The organism is Devosia sp., from assembly GCF_025809055.1.
Classification (GTDB): Bacteria; Pseudomonadota; Alphaproteobacteria; order Rhizobiales; family Devosiaceae; genus Devosia.
In genome coordinates, this window is sequence record NZ_CP075529.1 from 3,467,714 (window position 1) to 3,482,214 (window position 14,501).

General features: G+C 63.4%; 15 protein-coding genes. 11 read left to right on the forward strand and 4 right to left on the reverse strand.

Going from position 1 to position 14,501, the window contains the following annotated elements; translation table 11 throughout:
* Nucleotides 1–138 precede the first annotated feature (138 nt).
* The 3 genes from KIT02_RS17030 to KIT02_RS17040 are packed head-to-tail and all read left to right on the forward strand — an operon-like array spanning nt 139 to nt 3,194.
* Complete coding sequence (locus KIT02_RS17030; RefSeq protein ID WP_297580413.1) at nt 139–1,839, forward strand: tetratricopeptide repeat protein; 1,701 nt, start codon at nt 139–141, stop codon at nt 1,837–1,839.
* 5 nt (nt 1,840–1,844) lie between these two features.
* Nucleotides 1,845–2,726: a 4-(cytidine 5'-diphospho)-2-C-methyl-D-erythritol kinase gene (locus KIT02_RS17035; protein WP_297580415.1), complete on the forward strand. Its 882-nt coding sequence runs from the start codon at nt 1,845–1,847 to the stop codon at nt 2,724–2,726.
* Nucleotides 2,727–2,747: 21 nt separating this feature from the next.
* Nucleotides 2,748–3,194, forward strand: coding sequence for a VOC family protein (locus KIT02_RS17040; protein ID WP_297580417.1), 447 nt, complete (start codon nt 2,748–2,750; stop codon nt 3,192–3,194).
* Between the two features lie 304 nt (nt 3,195–3,498).
* Here the strand turns inward: KIT02_RS17040 and KIT02_RS17045 are convergent, their stop codons facing one another.
* A complete protein-coding gene (locus KIT02_RS17045; protein WP_297580419.1) occupies nt 3,499–4,512 on the reverse strand; it encodes a polyprenyl synthetase family protein in 1,014 nt (337 codons plus the stop codon).
* Between the two features lie 95 nt (nt 4,513–4,607).
* On the opposite strand from KIT02_RS17045, the gene KIT02_RS17050 reads away from it, so the two are divergent.
* From KIT02_RS17050 to KIT02_RS17060, 3 genes are all read left to right on the forward strand, one after another.
* A complete protein-coding gene (locus tag KIT02_RS17050; RefSeq protein WP_297580421.1) occupies nt 4,608–5,393 on the forward strand; it encodes a methyltransferase in 786 nt (261 codons plus the stop codon).
* Between the two features lie 64 nt (nt 5,394–5,457).
* Nucleotides 5,458–5,691 (forward strand): hypothetical protein, encoded by a 234-nt coding sequence (locus tag KIT02_RS17055; protein ID WP_297580423.1) that lies wholly within the window; start codon nt 5,458–5,460, stop codon nt 5,689–5,691.
* A gap of 55 nt (nt 5,692–5,746) precedes the next feature.
* Entirely contained in the window at nt 5,747–6,670 is a 924-nt protein-coding gene (locus KIT02_RS17060; protein ID WP_297580425.1) for a glycine--tRNA ligase subunit alpha, read from the forward strand.
* Nucleotides 6,671–6,685: 15 nt separating this feature from the next.
* Here KIT02_RS17060 and rnk read toward each other — a convergent pair whose 3' ends face one another.
* On the reverse strand, nt 6,686–7,093 hold the full coding sequence (gene rnk, locus KIT02_RS17065; RefSeq protein WP_297580427.1) for a nucleoside diphosphate kinase regulator: 408 nt from the start codon (nt 7,091–7,093) through the stop codon (nt 6,686–6,688).
* A 308-nt stretch (nt 7,094–7,401) separates the two neighbouring features.
* Here rnk and KIT02_RS17070 point away from each other — a divergent pair, with 308 nt between their 5' ends.
* Entirely contained in the window at nt 7,402–7,956 is a 555-nt protein-coding gene (locus tag KIT02_RS17070) for a LemA family protein (RefSeq protein ID WP_297580429.1), read from the forward strand.
* A 180-nt stretch (nt 7,957–8,136) separates the two neighbouring features.
* A complete protein-coding gene (locus KIT02_RS17075; RefSeq protein WP_297580432.1) occupies nt 8,137–10,050 on the forward strand; it encodes a DUF2207 domain-containing protein in 1,914 nt (637 codons plus the stop codon).
* Between the two features lie 275 nt (nt 10,051–10,325).
* Here KIT02_RS17075 and KIT02_RS17080 read toward each other — a convergent pair whose 3' ends face one another.
* Nucleotides 10,326–11,654 (reverse strand): dihydroorotase, encoded by a 1,329-nt coding sequence (locus KIT02_RS17080; protein WP_297580434.1) that lies wholly within the window; start codon nt 11,652–11,654, stop codon nt 10,326–10,328.
* A 118-nt stretch (nt 11,655–11,772) separates the two neighbouring features.
* Between KIT02_RS17080 and KIT02_RS17085 the strand changes: the two genes are divergently transcribed.
* The 3 genes from KIT02_RS17085 to KIT02_RS17095 all read left to right on the forward strand — a co-directional run bounded on the left by KIT02_RS17085 (nt 11,773) and on the right by KIT02_RS17095 (nt 13,831).
* Nucleotides 11,773–12,597, forward strand: coding sequence for a folate-binding protein (locus KIT02_RS17085; protein WP_297580436.1), 825 nt, complete (start codon nt 11,773–11,775; stop codon nt 12,595–12,597).
* Between the two features lie 70 nt (nt 12,598–12,667).
* Nucleotides 12,668–13,285 (forward strand): HD family hydrolase, encoded by a 618-nt coding sequence (locus tag KIT02_RS17090; protein ID WP_297580438.1) that lies wholly within the window; start codon nt 12,668–12,670, stop codon nt 13,283–13,285.
* Nucleotides 13,286–13,396: 111 nt separating this feature from the next.
* Entirely contained in the window at nt 13,397–13,831 is a 435-nt protein-coding gene (locus KIT02_RS17095) for a hypothetical protein (protein ID WP_297580440.1), read from the forward strand.
* On the opposite strand, the gene KIT02_RS17100 is transcribed toward KIT02_RS17095, so the two are convergent.
* Complete coding sequence (locus KIT02_RS17100; protein WP_297580442.1) at nt 13,828–14,490, reverse strand: DUF2306 domain-containing protein; 663 nt, start codon at nt 14,488–14,490, stop codon at nt 13,828–13,830. The genes KIT02_RS17095 and KIT02_RS17100 overlap by 4 nt on opposite strands.
* Between the last annotated feature and the right edge of the window lie 11 nt (nt 14,491–14,501).

The following is a 14,501-nucleotide window of genomic DNA, read 5'->3' on the forward strand; positions in this document are numbered from 1 at the left end:
GGCTCAGCCGCAAAACGGACAAACATGACGCCAAATTGGCTGCGGTGACGTTTCGGCAAGGCCGCTTCTGTCATTCTGGTCCTGCAAACAGGCATGTCCGCCATGCCGGCGCATGTGAATTTTAGGGAAACCGTCCGCGTGATCCGCTTTACCAACCGCCTGGCGCTTGCCGCAGTTCTTGCCATGACTATGATTGCGCCCGGACTGGCCCAATCCGGCACGCTCGATCTGATGGGGCTGTTCAGGCCCAGCGTCACCGGCAACTACATGGCCGGCCAGCAGGCGCTCAAGGAATTGCGGACCAAGGAAGCGGCCAATTACCTTTCATCCGCCGCCCGCGCCGATTGGGAAAATCCCATCATGGTGGAACGGGCCTTCGTCGCCCTGGCCGCCGACGGACAGATCGGCGAGTCGGCGACCATGGCCCGCCATCTCCTCGAGCTCGAGCCGAACAATGAGCTGGCCCAGCTCGTCATTGCCACCGAAGCCTTCAAGGAGCGCCGCTACGGCGCGGCCGAGCGTATCCTCAAGACTTTCTCGCAGGACACGTTCAGCGGCATCACCGCCAGCATCCTGCATGCCTGGGCATTGGTCGGCGACAAGCGCGTCACCGAAGCCAATCGCCTGCTCGACAAGCTCAGCCAGTCCGGCCTCGAAGACTTCCTGGTCTTCCACCGCGCCCTGATGGCCGAATCCTCCGGCCAGACCGAGCGCGCCATCGAACTGGCAGCCCAGGCCTTCGAGACCGAGCCCTATGTCACCCGCATCGTGGAAGTCTATGCGCGCCTGCTCGCCAATGCCGGGCGGTTCGATGAAGCCATGGACGTCATTGCCAGCTTTGAAGCGCGCGGCGTGGCCCATCCGGTGATTGCGCTGGTCAAGGCGGAGATCGAGGCCGGTCGGCGGCCCGGCATGTTCACCACCAGCCCCCAGGTCGGCGCTGCCGAAATGTTCCACGGCATCGGCGTGGCGCTGTCGCGTGATGGCACGGCCGACCTCTCGCTCGTCTTTCTGCGCCTGGGCACCTATCTCGACCCCTCGGCCGATGTCGTCTCGCTGGCCATCGGCCAATTGCTCGACCTCAATGGACAGCACGAGGCCGCCAATGCCGTCTATGATGGCATCAAGGCGTCCTCGCCGATGAAGCCGACAGCCGTTGTGCGGATCGCGCAGAATCTCGATTCCATGGGCGATCGCGAGGCCGCACTGCGCCGCCTGCGCAATATCGTCGCCACCACGCCCAATGACCTCGACGCGGTTTCCGTTCTCGGCGACCTATTGCGCTATGACGAGCAATATCTCGAATCCGCCGATGCCTATACCAAGGCGCTGGAGATTTCCGGCGGCGAGGCACCCGCCGATTGGCGCTTCTATTATGTCCGCGGCATTTCCTATGAACGCGCCCAGGAATGGCCCAAGGCCGAGGCCGATTTCCTGCGCGCCCTCGAGCTCAATCCGAACCAGCCGCAGGTGCTGAACTATCTTGGCTATAGCTGGATCGACATGGACATGCATCTCGAGCGCGCCCTCGGCATGATCGAGAAGGCCGTCGAAGCGCAGCCGCAGGATGGCTACATCATCGATTCCCTGGGCTGGGCCTTCTACAAGCTGGGCCGGATCGACGAAGCGGTGGCCACGCTGGAGCGCGCCGTGCTGCTCCTGCCCAATGATCCCGAGATCAATGACCATCTGGGCGACGCATATTGGGTTGCCGGACGGCGCCTCGAAGCCAATTTCCAGTGGAACGTGGCAAGGTCCGTTGATCCTGTGGGCAATGTTGCCGAGCGGGTTGCTCCCAAGCTGATCGAAGGCCTCACGCCGCAGAACCGCACCGAATAGCCACCATGGCCAGCCCAGTCACGGTCGCGGCACCGGCCAAGATCAACCTTGCGCTGCATGTCACGCGACGCCGCGAAGATGGCTATCACGACCTCGAAAGCCTCGTGGTCTTTGCCGACCTTGCCGATGAATTGGTCGCCGAGGTGGCCGAGGCGGATTCCCTCGTCGTCGAAGGGCCCTTCGCCCATGGCATCAGCGCCGGCCCGACCAATCTGGTGCTGCGCGCCGTTGCGGCATTTCGTGATCGCTGGCCGGAGATCGCGCCGCCCGGCCTGGCGCTGCGCCTGACCAAGTCCCTCCCGGTTTCGGCCGGCATCGGCGGTGGATCGGCGGATGCCGCAGCGGCCCTGCGGATCATGGCGGCGCTGTCCGGCGCCCCCGTGCCGGTGAGTGAGCTCATCGATCTCAGCACCACGGTTGGTGCCGACGTGCCGTCCTGCCTCCTGTCCCGCCCGCTCGTGGCGCGCGGGGTCGGAGAAATCCTCTCGCCGCTGCCCGAGTTTCCGGCACTCTTCATTGTTCTCGTCAATCCGCTGATCCCGGTCGTCACCGCAGACGTGTTTCGAAGGCTGCGGGCGCATGACAACTACCCCTTGCCCGCTCTGCCCAGCCCGCTCACCCGCCCGGCGCAACTCGGCCTCTGGCTGTCCGAAACCCGCAATGACCTGCAGCCGCCGGCCGTCAAACTGGTGCCCGAAATCGGTGTTCTGATCGAGGAAATGGCGGAGCGTCCCGGCTGTATGCTGGGTCGCATGTCGGGGTCCGGCGCCACGGTGTTCGGCCTGTTCGGTTCGGAAGCTCAGGCCCACGACGCGGCGAGCGAAATGCGGCGCCTGCACCCGCATTATTGGGTCGGTACCGCGCCTCTATTGGGCGTTGAGACCTGACAATCCGACAAGGAGATTTTCATGACCGTCAAGCGCATGGACAATGTCGGCATCGTCGTCGAAGACTTCGGACCCGTAATCGAATTCTTCGAGGCTCTGGGCCTTGAGTTGGAAGGCCGGGCGATGGTTGAGGGCGAGTGGGCTGGCCAGGTCACCGGGCTCGGAGACCAGAAGGTCGAGATCGCCATGATGCGTACGCCTGACGGTCACAGCCGCCTCGAACTCTCGCGCTTTCTTGAGCCAGCCGTCATCGCCGATCATCGCCGCGCGCCGGTCAATGCCCTGGGCTACCTTCGCGTCATGTTCACGGTGGAAGACCTGGATGCCACGCTGACCCGGCTCAAGCCCCATGGAGCCCAGCTGGTCGGAGACGTCGTCAACTACCAGAACGCCTATCGCCTCTGCTACATCCGTGGTCCCGAGGGTCTGCTGATCGGGCTGGCCGAGGAAGTCAGTTCACTGAACTGAAACGTCCCAAACTGTCACCTCTGCCGGACTGAAACTGTCCCCGCGCAAGATGTCATCCCGGCGCGGGCCGGGATCCATCTCCGAATCTCAGAACCGCCCCCGGCCGCAAGTTCCCATGCTCTGTCGCCTCTTTACCTCCCCCACGAAAGGGGGAGGTAGCGACGCTAGGCCCGAATGGGCCATAGCAAAGCTAGGTGGGGGTGTTTCCGGCCCAAGTCCTGCGCAACTACTGCCAACACATGCTCCCCTTCGCCACGAGCAAAGGAAGAGTTGTCGGCCCTGGGCTCACTCAAACTTGAAAGACTCAGCTCGCCCGGCCGACGCTGTGCTCAACCACATCGGCCAAAATGGTCTTCATCTCGCTGTCCGGCAGGCCGGCCAGCGCCGCAATGGCAGCAGCCGCGTGTTCATGGGCCTTGGCCAGGGTGCGATTGAGCGTGTCGTACTTGCCAAAAATGGCGACCACCTGATGCACTTCGAGGTCCGTCGCGTCCGCCTTGCCCAGCGCGGCGGCGATGATGGCCTTTTCGCTGTCGCTGGCAGCTTGCAGCGCCAGGATGACCGGTAGGGTCATCTTGCCCTCGCGCAGGTCGTCGCCGACATTCTTGCCCAGGGTGCCGGACTGCCCGCCATAGTCGAGTGCGTCGTCCACCAGCTGGAAGGCGTTGCCCAACTCGAGCCCGTAGCGGCCGAGCGCATCGCAACCGGAGGCGTCAGCACCGCCCGACATCGCGCCGACCCGGCAGGCTGCCTCGAACAGCACAGCAGTCTTGGCGCGGATCACTTCCGCATAATCCTCGGCGCTGGTGTTAAGGTCACCGGTCTTGGCCAGTTGGAACACCTCGCCTTCGGCCATGACCGCCGATGCTGAGGACAGCACGCCCAGCGCCGCGACATTTCCGGTTTCCACCATCATCATGAAGGCCTGGCCGAGCAGGAAATCGCCCACCAGGATGGACGCCTTGTTGCCCCAGACCATGCGCGCCGCCGGCTTGCCGCGCCGCATGTCGCTCTCGTCGACCACGTCGTCATGCAGCAGTGTCGCATTGTGCATGAACTCCACCGCGGCGGCGAAGTTGACGGCATGGCCCTGACTCTGGCCGAAAAGCTGGGCCGCAGCCACCGTCAGCATCGGCCGCAGGCGCTTGCCGCCGCTGTCGATCAGGTAGCGCGCCAGCTCGGGCACCATGTCCACATGCGAGCGGGCCCGGTCAAGGATCAGCGCATTGACGCGCGCCATGTCTTCGGCCGTTGCGGCCATGAGCCGTTCAACCGGGTTGACCGAGGGTGCTGGCTTTATCTGGTGCAGAACTGACACCGCAATATTCGTCCTTGTTGCCCAGTCGGCAAATCGGGTTGAGGCCGGCGCGCCGCACCATATAGGATCGCGCGAAACCAGCCTTTGGGAGTGCGATGTCCCTAGACCAGCCGACCCAGTTTGTAAAACATCAAACGATCTCGCGCGACGCCTTTTTGGGCGGACGCCTTCGACTGTCGCAACCGCGCAACGGGTTCCGGGCCGGACAGGACAGCGTGTTGCTCGGCGCGGCCGTGCCGAAGGGTACGGATCGCCTGCTCGATCTCGGCGCCGGCGTGGGGACTGCGGGGCTCGTCGCGCTGGAACTGGGGCTCGCGGCAGGTGTCGATCTGGCCGAGCGCGACCGGCCGACGCTGGCTTTGGCCGAGACCAATGTCGCCGACAACGGGTTTTCCGGCCGCGCGCATGTGCTGTCCGTCGATATCGGCGCCCCCGCCGGGGAGCGGCGTGCCGCCGGCCTCCTCGACAATGGCTATGATTGTGTCATCGCCAATCCACCGTACTTTCGGGAAGGGCAGGGCACTTTGGCGCCGCAAGAGGCCCGGGCCGGGGCCCGCCACATGCAGGCGGAGGGACTGGCACTCTGGACGCGCCGCGCCGCCGGCTGCGCCGCCGCCTCGGGTCAGGTAATCTTCATCTATCCCGCCGAAGGGCTCGCAGCGCTGCTCTCGGCCATGCAGAACCGTTTCGGTGCCCTCACCATCCTGCCGCTGGCCAGCCGCCCCGGCCAGGCGGCGAACCGCATCCTAATGCGCGGCATCAAGGGTGCGCGTTCGCCGCTGACGCTTTTGGCCCCGCGCGCCCTGCATGGCGATGACGGCCATGGCTTTGCCCCCGAATTCGACGCGATTTTTCGCGGCAAGGCGGCACTCGACTGGTAATTCGTCCGCCCCTTGGCTAAATCTGCCATCGACCTCGTTCGTCCAACCGCCAGACCGGACCGCCATGCTGCTGCGCATCCTGCTTTTCGTCGGCCTTGCCGTGCTCATCTATTTCGGTGTCCGCCGCATCTGGCTCGACTGGTCCGGAAAATTCAAGTCCGATGACGAACAGGCCCGCATCGCCCGGCGCGAGCGTGATCTGGCCGAACGCCAGCGTCCCGACGTCATCGATCTCAAGCAGGACAAGGACGGCACCTATCGTCCGCGCGACAAGAACGAAGGCGACAACCGGCATTGACCGTGGCCCATGGCCAAACTAGTGGTTTGTCCCGCACGTTTGCAGGACCGACGACATGACCTCTCGCCCCGACCACATGGACCCGAAGAACTCGTTCCAGGGTCTCATTCTGACTCTGCAGAACTATTGGGCCGAGCAGGGCTGCGTCATCCTGCAGCCCTTTGACATGCAGATGGGCGCCGGCACCTTCCACACGGCCACCACCCTGCGGGCCCTGGGCCCGAAATCCTGGAATGCCGCCTATGTGCAGCCCAGCCGCCGTCCCAAGGATGGGCGCTATGGCGAAAACCCCAACCGGCTCCAGCACTATTACCAGTTCCAGGTCATCCTGAAGCCCTCTCCGGACAATATCCAGCAGCTCTATCTCGACTCGCTCTCCGCCATCGGCCTCGACCGCTCCGTCCACGACATCCGCTTTGTCGAAGACGACTGGGAAAGTCCGACGCTCGGCGCCTGGGGGCTGGGCTGGGAATGCTGGTGCGACGGCATGGAAGTCAGCCAGTTCACCTATTTCCAGCAGGTCGCCGGTTTCGAATGCGCGCCCGTTCCGGGTGAAATCACCTATGGCCTCGAACGCCTCGCCATGTATGTGCAAGGGGTCGAGAACGTCTATGACCTCAATTTCAACGGCCGCCAGGGCGATGAAAAGGTCACCTATGGCGACGTCTTCCTGCAGAACGAGCAGGAGAGCAGCAAGTACAATTTCGAGGCTGCTGACACGGAAATCCTGTTCCGCCACTTCGCCGATGCCGAAAAGGAATGCCGCGCCATCCTGGCCAAGGGCGCCGATGGCAATCGGCAGACCATGGCCATCCCCGCCTATGAGCAGGTGGTCAAGGCCTCGCATAATTTCAACATGCTCGACGCGCGCGGCGTCATCTCGGTGACCGAGCGGCAGAGCTATATCCTGCGCATTCGCGAATTGGCAAAGGCCTGCGGCGAGGCCTGGCTGCAAACCGCCGGTGGTGGCGCGGACTGATCCGCGCCATCAGGTTCAGGCCGCCACGGGCGCCTCGACAGACTCGATCGTCAGCTTGTGCCGCTTGTCGGCGCGGTCGCGCCAGGTGATCGACTGGCCGGCCTTGAGGCCGATCAGCGCCACCCCGATCGGGGTCATCACCGAAATGCGCCCCTTTTCGATATCGGCATCCACCGGATAGACCAGCGTCACCGTCTGCGCCTGGCCGGCATTGGTCTGGTAGGTGACGCGCGAACCCATGCGCACCACGCCCTCGGCCAGCTTGCCGTCGGCCACAACCTTGGCGCGGTCCAACTCGGTCAGCAGCACCTCGGCGAGGTCCGGGTTGCGGTCGAGGCCGGCTTCGCCCAGCGCATAGAGCTTGGCGTGATCGGTCTTGCCCAGGGTGAGCGGCGGGGTGAGGTCGCGTCTGATTTCAGACATCTTGTTTTTCCTTGCGATTGGGCCCAAAGCACGCCGAAAGGCTGCCGCGAGGCCGGTAAGTAGGTATGAGGGAGAACATGCGCCGGGGTCGCGATGCGACCAGTCTGGAGCCCTAAACAGGCTCCGGCGTGAGCGTGCCTAGGGCTTCTGGCCTTCGAGGTCGAAGTGGTGGCGATGGCTCGTTTGCGTGTTCATGCCATAAAAGCTAGGCGATGGCCCGCAGAAGTCAAGCCCGCCCCATTCGCGCATTGCCAATTCGGGTCCGAACTGCCAGTCTCCGCCGCACTTGCGTCAGGGAGAAACCGCAGATGGAATGGGTCATTCTAGCGCTGGTCGTCGGCGTCGTCGGCTATGCGATCATCATCTACAACAGCCTCGTTTCCAACCGGCAGATGGTGCGCGAAGGCTGGTCGGGCATCGACGTGCAGCTCAAGCGCCGCACCGATCTCATTCCCAACCTGATGGAGACCGTGAAGGGCTATATGGCCCATGAGCGTGAGACGCTCGACGCCGTGGTCAACGCCCGCGCCAAGGCCACGAGCGCAGCAGCCGCCGGGCCCGAAGCCCGCGCCAAGGCCGAAGGCGAGCTGTCCGCCGCCCTGGGCCGCCTGCTGGCCATTGCCGAGGCCTATCCCGACCTCAAGGCCAACACCACCTTTCTCGAATTCCAGAATGCCCTGCAAAGCGTCGAGGACGAAATCCAGATGGCCCGCCGCTACTACAATGGCGCCGTGCGCAATCTCAACATTCAGGTCGAGAGCTTCCCGTCCAACCTGGTTGCCAATGCCTTCAAGTTCACCCAGGAAGAATATTTCGAACTGGAGAACGAGGCCGAGCGCGCGGTGCCGCAGGTCAAGTTCTAGGTCCATCAATAGTCTTCCGGGCCAAACGCTGTCCGTCCCGCCCCAATCGGGGCGAGCCCGTCGATGGCTCACTGAGAATGCCGCAAATGCGATCTGTTCCTCCCCCTTCTTTAGGGGGAGGCTAGGTGGGGGTCCCTGTGTATTAGGCGGGCCCCAAGGCACAAAGGCGAAGGAATAGATATGGTCTCCCCGTTAAAGCCCGCCCGCCTAGTCGCCATCATCGCCCTGTTTTTCGCCCTCGCTCTGCCCGCAGTGGCCAGAGAGGACATCCGCGCCTTTGCCTCCGACATTACCCTGGATGTCGACGGCGCCGTCGAGGTCTATGAAACCATCGACGTCAACGCCGAGGGCAATCAGATCCGGCGCGGCATTTATCGCGATATCCCCGTGACCATGCTGGGTGCGTCCGGCAACAAGATCAGGATCGAGCTCGATGTGCTTGCGGTCACCCGCGAGGGCCAGCCTGAAATGTTCCGGGTGGAGCGCATGGGCGATTTCCAGCGCATCTGGATTGGCGATCCGGATCGTCTGCTAAAGCCCGGGCTGCATCGCTACACCATCAACTACACCATGGAACGCATGGCGCGGCCCAGCGCCACGGGTGGTGATGAACTCTATTGGAATGCCACCGGCAATTACTGGGATTTCCCCATACTGACAGCTGTGGCGCGGATACGCCTGCCCGCCGGCGCCATCATCGAGGACATTGCGGCCTATACCGGTCCGGCCGGGTCCACGGAAAGCGCGGTCACGATCGACCGCAATTCCGACGACATCGTCACCTTCCGCACCCAGCGCGCCCTCGGTGCGGGTGAAGGCCTCACCGTCGCTGCCTCGTTCCAGAAAGGCATCATCACCTATCCCGAGGGCGCCGATGCGCTGATGCAGGCCCTGTCCGACCAGCGGGAGACCTGGCTGCCGGCGCTCGCGGTGGTGCTGCTCCTGCTCTATAATTTTACCGCCTGGCTGCGTGTGGGCCGCGATCCGCCCAAGGGCACGATCATTCCCCTGTTTCATCCGCCGCGCGATTTTTCGCCCGCCCTGACCCACTATGTGAACAAGTGGGGTTTTGGCCATTCCGGCTGGACCGCCATGACCGCCGCAATTTTCAATCTCGGCGTCAAGGGGCTGGTCAAGGTCGACAATGCCGGAAAGACCCTCAAGGTCAGCACCACAGGCAAGAAGCCGGAGGACAAACTGCCGGTCGGCGAGCAGGTGCTGTTCAGCTATTTCGAGGGGCGCGGCAGCGTCACCTTCGACAAGGCCAATGGCAAGGATCTGGGAACCAAGCGGACTGAATTCACCTCGGCCATCACCAGCGAGAACCGCAATGTCTGGTTCAAGCACAATGCCGGCTTTGCCATCGGTAGTTTTGTTCTCGCTGCGGCAATGATCGGGCTCATGGTCCTGTTCGGGGTTCTCGAGCCCGTCTGGCTGTTCATTGCTGTGTTCGGCGGCGTCTTTGTCGGCGTCATCGGTTCGGTGATCTTTTCGACCATCAGCAGCGGGTCATGGATCAGTCGCCTGTTCGTCCTGGTCTGGGTGCTCGGCTTCGGCATCAATATGGGTGGCGCGGCCCTGGATACCTTTACCGGCCTGCCCATCAACAATGCCGCCATTGGCGCTGCCTCCCTCATCCTGATCAGCGTTGTTTTCACTGTGCTCATGCGTGCGCCCACGGTGCAGGGTCGCAAGGTCATGGATGAAATCGAGGGTTTCCGGCTCTACCTGGACACGGCCGAAAAGAACCGCCTCAACATCTCGGGCGAGCCGCCCATGAGCATCGAGCGGTTTGAACGCATCCTGCCCTATGCCATCGCGCTGGGCGTCGAACGGCCATGGTCCGAGCATTTTGAGGGCGAACTCAGCCGCAATGCCGTCAGCGACGCCGATACGGGCGGCTACAATCCCCACTGGTATTCGGGCAGCCGTTCCTTCTCGACAGGCGGCATATCCCAGGCCGTTGCCACCGCCTCATCCGGAATGGCAGCCGCCATGGTCGCAGCCCAGCCCGTACAGGCGTCCTCATCCGGCTCCGGCGGCGGCGGCTTCTCCGGCGGTGGTGGCGGTGGCGGCGGCGGTGGCGGCTGGTAGGCCTGTCACCGGCCGCGGACCACGACGTTTTTTCAACGGGATCGGTTCACCGGTGACCTGATTCAGTGGCGCCATCGCCCCTCTGGGGAGAGGGGCAAAACCCTCCGTCGTTGCGCATCAGAACCTTCATCTTTCGCTGCGCCTGGTCAGAGGATCACGCCCGGATTTCCACCATGTCATTCCCGCGAAAGCGGGAACCTCTGTTTGACCCCAGCCGGTCACCGACATTTCCGGTCGATGCGCGCAGGCGCTGGTGTGGCCCAACCATCGCCCCCTCACCCCTGTGGCAGAGACTCCAGAAACCGCATCGGCTGCCCCTGGCTCGGCGTCAGCAGTTCGCCCTGCCACATGACCCTGTGGCCGCGCACAATCGTGCCTACCGGCCAGCCCGTTACCGTCACACCATCATAAGGCGTCCAGCCCGCGCGGCTCCTGATCCAGTCATTGGTGATGGTCTCGCGCCGTTTCATGTCCACGATGGTCAGGTCGGCATCATAGCCCACCGCGATCCGCCCCTTGCCGGCAATGCCGAACAGGCGATTGGGGCCGTGGCTGGTCATGTCGACGAAGCGCTGCAGGCTCAGCCGGCCGGCATTCACATGGTCCAGCATGGTCGGCACCAGCGTCTGCACGCCGGTCATGCCCGAATGGCTGGCAGGGTAGGGGTGGTCCTTTTCTTCGCGCGTATGCGGGGCATGATCGGAGCCAAGAATGTCGGCGACCCCGTTCTCGACACCCTTCCAGATGCCCTCGCGATGGTCCTTGTCCCGCACCGGCGGGTTCATCTGCGCATAGGTCCCGAGCCGCGTATAAGCCGTTTCGTCCAGCGTCAGGTGGTGCGGCGTCACCTCCACCGAGGCCACGTCCTTGTGGTCGGCGAGATAGACGATCTCTTCCTTGGTCGAAATGTGCAGCACGTGGATGCGCTTGCCGGTCTTGCGGGCCAGGTTCACCAGACGCGTGGTGCAGCTCATCGCCACTTCCGGCGAGCGCCACACCGGGTGGCTCGATGGATCGCCCTCCACGCGCAGGTGCTTGCGGTCTTCCAGCATGTATTCGTCTTCCGAATGGAAGGCGGCGCGGCGCGAAATCGCCCTCAGAATGGCCTCCACCCCGTCATCGTCCTGCACCAGCAACGAGCCGGTCGAGGAGCCCATGAACACCTTTACGCCTGCACAGCCCGGCAGTTTCTCGAGCACCGCCAGTTCCCCGACATTCTCGTGCGTGCCGCCGATATAGAAGGCGAAGTCGCAGTGCATGCGATTGGTGCCGGCAGCGATCTTGGCGTCGAAGGTTTCCCGCGTGGTTGTCAGCGGGTTGGTGTTCGGCATTTCGAAAACGCCGGTCACCCCGCCCATGACAGCGCCGAGCGATCCCGATTCCAGGTCTTCCTTATGCGTCAGGCCGGGTTCGCGGAAATGAACCTGCGTATCGATGACGCCGGGCAGGATATGCAGCCCATTGCAATCCACGGTTTCGGCGGCACTGCCTGAGATCGTGCCCAGCGCAGCGATCTTGCCGTCCTTGACAGCGATATCGGCGAGGCCCTCGCCATCCTGATTGACCACGGTGGCGTTCTTGAAAATCGTGTCGTACTGCGCCATGTCTGAATTCCCGCCGATGGTTGATCGCGTTCGGTTCTAGAAGCTCGCGCCCTTGCCTGTCCATCCCATCGCCGAGCCATTCCCGCATAAGCGGGAGCCTTTGTTTGTGGAGCGCCAAATGGCCATCGTCCTGCGCAGCGACCGCGCCCTGTTCCGTTTCTCGGGCGCCGATGCCCATCGCCTGCTCAATGATGTCGTCACCGGCCACGTACCGGAGCAGGGCGACGTCGCCGCGGCCTGGGCGCTGCTTTCGCCCCAGGGCAAAATCCTCGCCGAGGGCCTTGCCGGCCATGCCGAGGACGCGCTCTGGCTCGATGTGCATCAGTCAGTGGCGGACGACTTCTTCAAGCGCATGCGCATGTACCGCCTGCGCGCCAAGGTTGAGATCGACGACCTGCGCGAAACCCACGGCGTCGGCTTTGCCACCGAGCCCGCTCACCTGTCGCACAGGGACCGGCTCGGTCCGGTTGCGCTTGGCTATCGGATCATCGCGCCGCGCGAAGCCGCCGCCGACTGGGTCGCGGACGACACCGCCTACCAGGCCACGCGCATTGCCAGCGGAATTCTCCATCAGGGCAACGATTTTCCCGCCAACGACACCTTCGCCCACGATATCGGCTTCGACCTGCTGGACGGCATCGACTTCGTCAAGGGTTGCTATGTCGGCCAGGAGGTCGTCTCCCGCATGAAGCATCGCGGCACCGCCCGCCGCCGCCCGGTCCTGGTTTCGGACATTACCGCCCCCTCCGGCACTCCGGTCATCGCCGGTACCCGCGAAGCCGGTGTCATCGGCCAGGTCGTGGACGGCAAGGCGGTGGCCATTGTCCGGCTCGACCGCATTACCGACCCAACTGCCGTGACGGTCGGGGGCAAGCCGGCGGAGGTCAGCCTGCCTGTATGGGCGACCTATCAGTTCGGTGGCCCGGCCTCCGAGGAGGAGTGACGCGAATATTCTCGAATCGGCCGCATCTGCTACTGTCAGCGCTCACAGTCTGCTAGCCATTCGGGTCCAAATGTCACGCCAAAGCACTCGTGCCTGGCAGCGTATGCTGTCCGGCCGCCGTCTCGATATTCTGGACCCCTCGCCGGTCGACGTCGAGCTTTCGGACATCGCCCATGGCCTCGCTCGCGTTGCCCGCTGGAATGGCCAAACCATTGGCGATTATCCATTTTCCGTCGCCCAGCATTCGGTTCTGGTGCTCGAACTGTTCCGTGCCGCCAATGCCGGCGCTGCGCCGGTCGAGCAGATGCAGGCCCTGCTGCACGATGCCCCGGAATATGTCATGGGCGACATCATCTCGCCCTTCAAGGCGGTGATGGGCGGCAATTACAAGGAGGTCGAAAAAGGCCTCTTAGCCGCTGTTTTTCTTAGGTTTTCGCTGCCCGCGACCATGCCTGCCGGGGTGCGCAAACTGATCAAGAAAGCCGATCAGGAAGCCGCCTATTTCGAGGCCACCCACCTCGCCGGCTTCGATCCCGCCGAAGCCCGCCGCCTGTTCGGCGTCCCCGCCCAACCGGCCTTTGATGTCGAGGCTTTTGACCGGCTGATCCGGCCCTGGCCGACCCATCAGGCCCATGCGAATTTCATCGAGGCCTTCGAAACCATTAGCACTTCCATGGCTAAACGTTAGCACACTGTTAACATTAACCCTAAGCGCACTTGGCAGTCGCCGACCGCATCCGTGATGGTTACTGATCCGTTAAGGCACCTGTGCCGAACTGGAACAGAATCGGAAGCTGTCATGTTCTTACCGGATCGAAAGACCCTGACCGGAATGGTCCTGGGCGCCCTGAGTGCGACCGCGCTCGCCACCATCGGGCCGGGCTATGTGCTTGACGTCTTCGCCGACGAAATGCCGCTCGGGTTCGACACGGACAATCTCGTCCGCTTCGAAGGCAATCAGCACGAGGTGAGTTACGCCGATTGGGTTTCGACCGATCCGGTGTCAACGGCCACGGTTACCAAGATCGAGGGCGGCCGGGTGACCCAGGTGATCATCACCACGACGGCAACCGGCACCTATTCGACTGATGGGCTGACTTCGCAACATGTGCTCTATCCCGGGATCGACGTGACGCGCCGGGATCGCCCCAGGAACAGCTTCGCATCCTGGTCTGGCGGGCAGTGGAAGCCCTTCGCACCCCGTCCCGCCAATTCCTATTACGATCTGCCTTAGGTCGAGACGCGCGCCAAGCCTGGACCCGGCGAACGCCGGTGCAGGGTCCACTGTGCCACGGCCAGATTGATGGCCCAGCTCGCGCCCAGCAAGAGGTCCGAAGTCACCGGGTCTGGCTGACCCGCGACCAGGACCCAGGGAATACCAATGAGCATTTGTGTACTTGGGCCCAACCCGAGGGCATAGGCCCGTGTCATGTTGGCCCGGTGCTGGTCGAACCGGCGGTTGCGGGCCATTCGAAAACCGACGGCCAGAGACCAGACCAGACCAAGGCCGGCGGCCCAGCGAAACCAGTACAAGAATGGTCCGTCACTGGGCAGCGGTGGATAGAACTGCGTTAGCGCCAGGCTGGAGACGCCCGCCAGAAGCCCGGCAACAACCATCACGCGGCCTGAAATCCGGTGCCATGGACCGCGCCGCAAGCCAGAAGAAAATTGTAATGCGCCGATCAAGGTGAACAGGCACCCGCCGATCACGTGCATGATGACGACGGTCGGCATGGCAAAGAAACGGGAACTGTCGGCGACCAAATCGGCGGGCGCGCCGACATCGCCGAACCGCACGATCATCCGCCCGATGGTGGCCAAGACCGGCAGGAAACCAAGCAGTACCAGTGCAGACAGTATTAGGGTGGATCCAAAATTCCTGGTCTTGGGCATGTTCACCTCTC

What these genes read in the sequence shown, in the direction of transcription:
- KIT02_RS17035 (WP_297580415.1), top strand. Translation starts at nt 1,845, where the DNA reads ATGGCCAGCCCAGTCACGGTCGCGGCACCGGCCAAGATCAACCTTGCG.
- KIT02_RS17040 (WP_297580417.1), top strand. Translation starts at nt 2,748, where the DNA reads ATGACCGTCAAGCGCATGGACAATGTCGGCATCGTCGTCGAAGACTTC.
- KIT02_RS17050 (WP_297580421.1), top strand. Translation starts at nt 4,608, where the DNA reads ATGTCCCTAGACCAGCCGACCCAGTTTGTAAAACATCAAACGATCTCG.
- KIT02_RS17055 (WP_297580423.1), top strand. Translation starts at nt 5,458, where the DNA reads ATGCTGCTGCGCATCCTGCTTTTCGTCGGCCTTGCCGTGCTCATCTAT.
- KIT02_RS17060 (WP_297580425.1), top strand. Translation starts at nt 5,747, where the DNA reads ATGACCTCTCGCCCCGACCACATGGACCCGAAGAACTCGTTCCAGGGT.
- rnk (WP_297580427.1), bottom strand. Translation starts at nt 7,093, where the DNA reads ATGTCTGAAATCAGACGCGACCTCACCCCGCCGCTCACCCTGGGCAAG.
- KIT02_RS17070 (WP_297580429.1), top strand. Translation starts at nt 7,402, where the DNA reads ATGGAATGGGTCATTCTAGCGCTGGTCGTCGGCGTCGTCGGCTATGCG.
- KIT02_RS17075 (WP_297580432.1), top strand. Translation starts at nt 8,137, where the DNA reads ATGGTCTCCCCGTTAAAGCCCGCCCGCCTAGTCGCCATCATCGCCCTG.
- KIT02_RS17080 (WP_297580434.1), bottom strand. Translation starts at nt 11,654, where the DNA reads ATGGCGCAGTACGACACGATTTTCAAGAACGCCACCGTGGTCAATCAG.
- KIT02_RS17085 (WP_297580436.1), top strand. Translation starts at nt 11,773, where the DNA reads ATGGCCATCGTCCTGCGCAGCGACCGCGCCCTGTTCCGTTTCTCGGGC.
- KIT02_RS17090 (WP_297580438.1), top strand. Translation starts at nt 12,668, where the DNA reads ATGTCACGCCAAAGCACTCGTGCCTGGCAGCGTATGCTGTCCGGCCGC.
- KIT02_RS17095 (WP_297580440.1), top strand. Translation starts at nt 13,397, where the DNA reads ATGTTCTTACCGGATCGAAAGACCCTGACCGGAATGGTCCTGGGCGCC.
- KIT02_RS17100 (WP_297580442.1), bottom strand. Translation starts at nt 14,490, where the DNA reads ATGCCCAAGACCAGGAATTTTGGATCCACCCTAATACTGTCTGCACTG.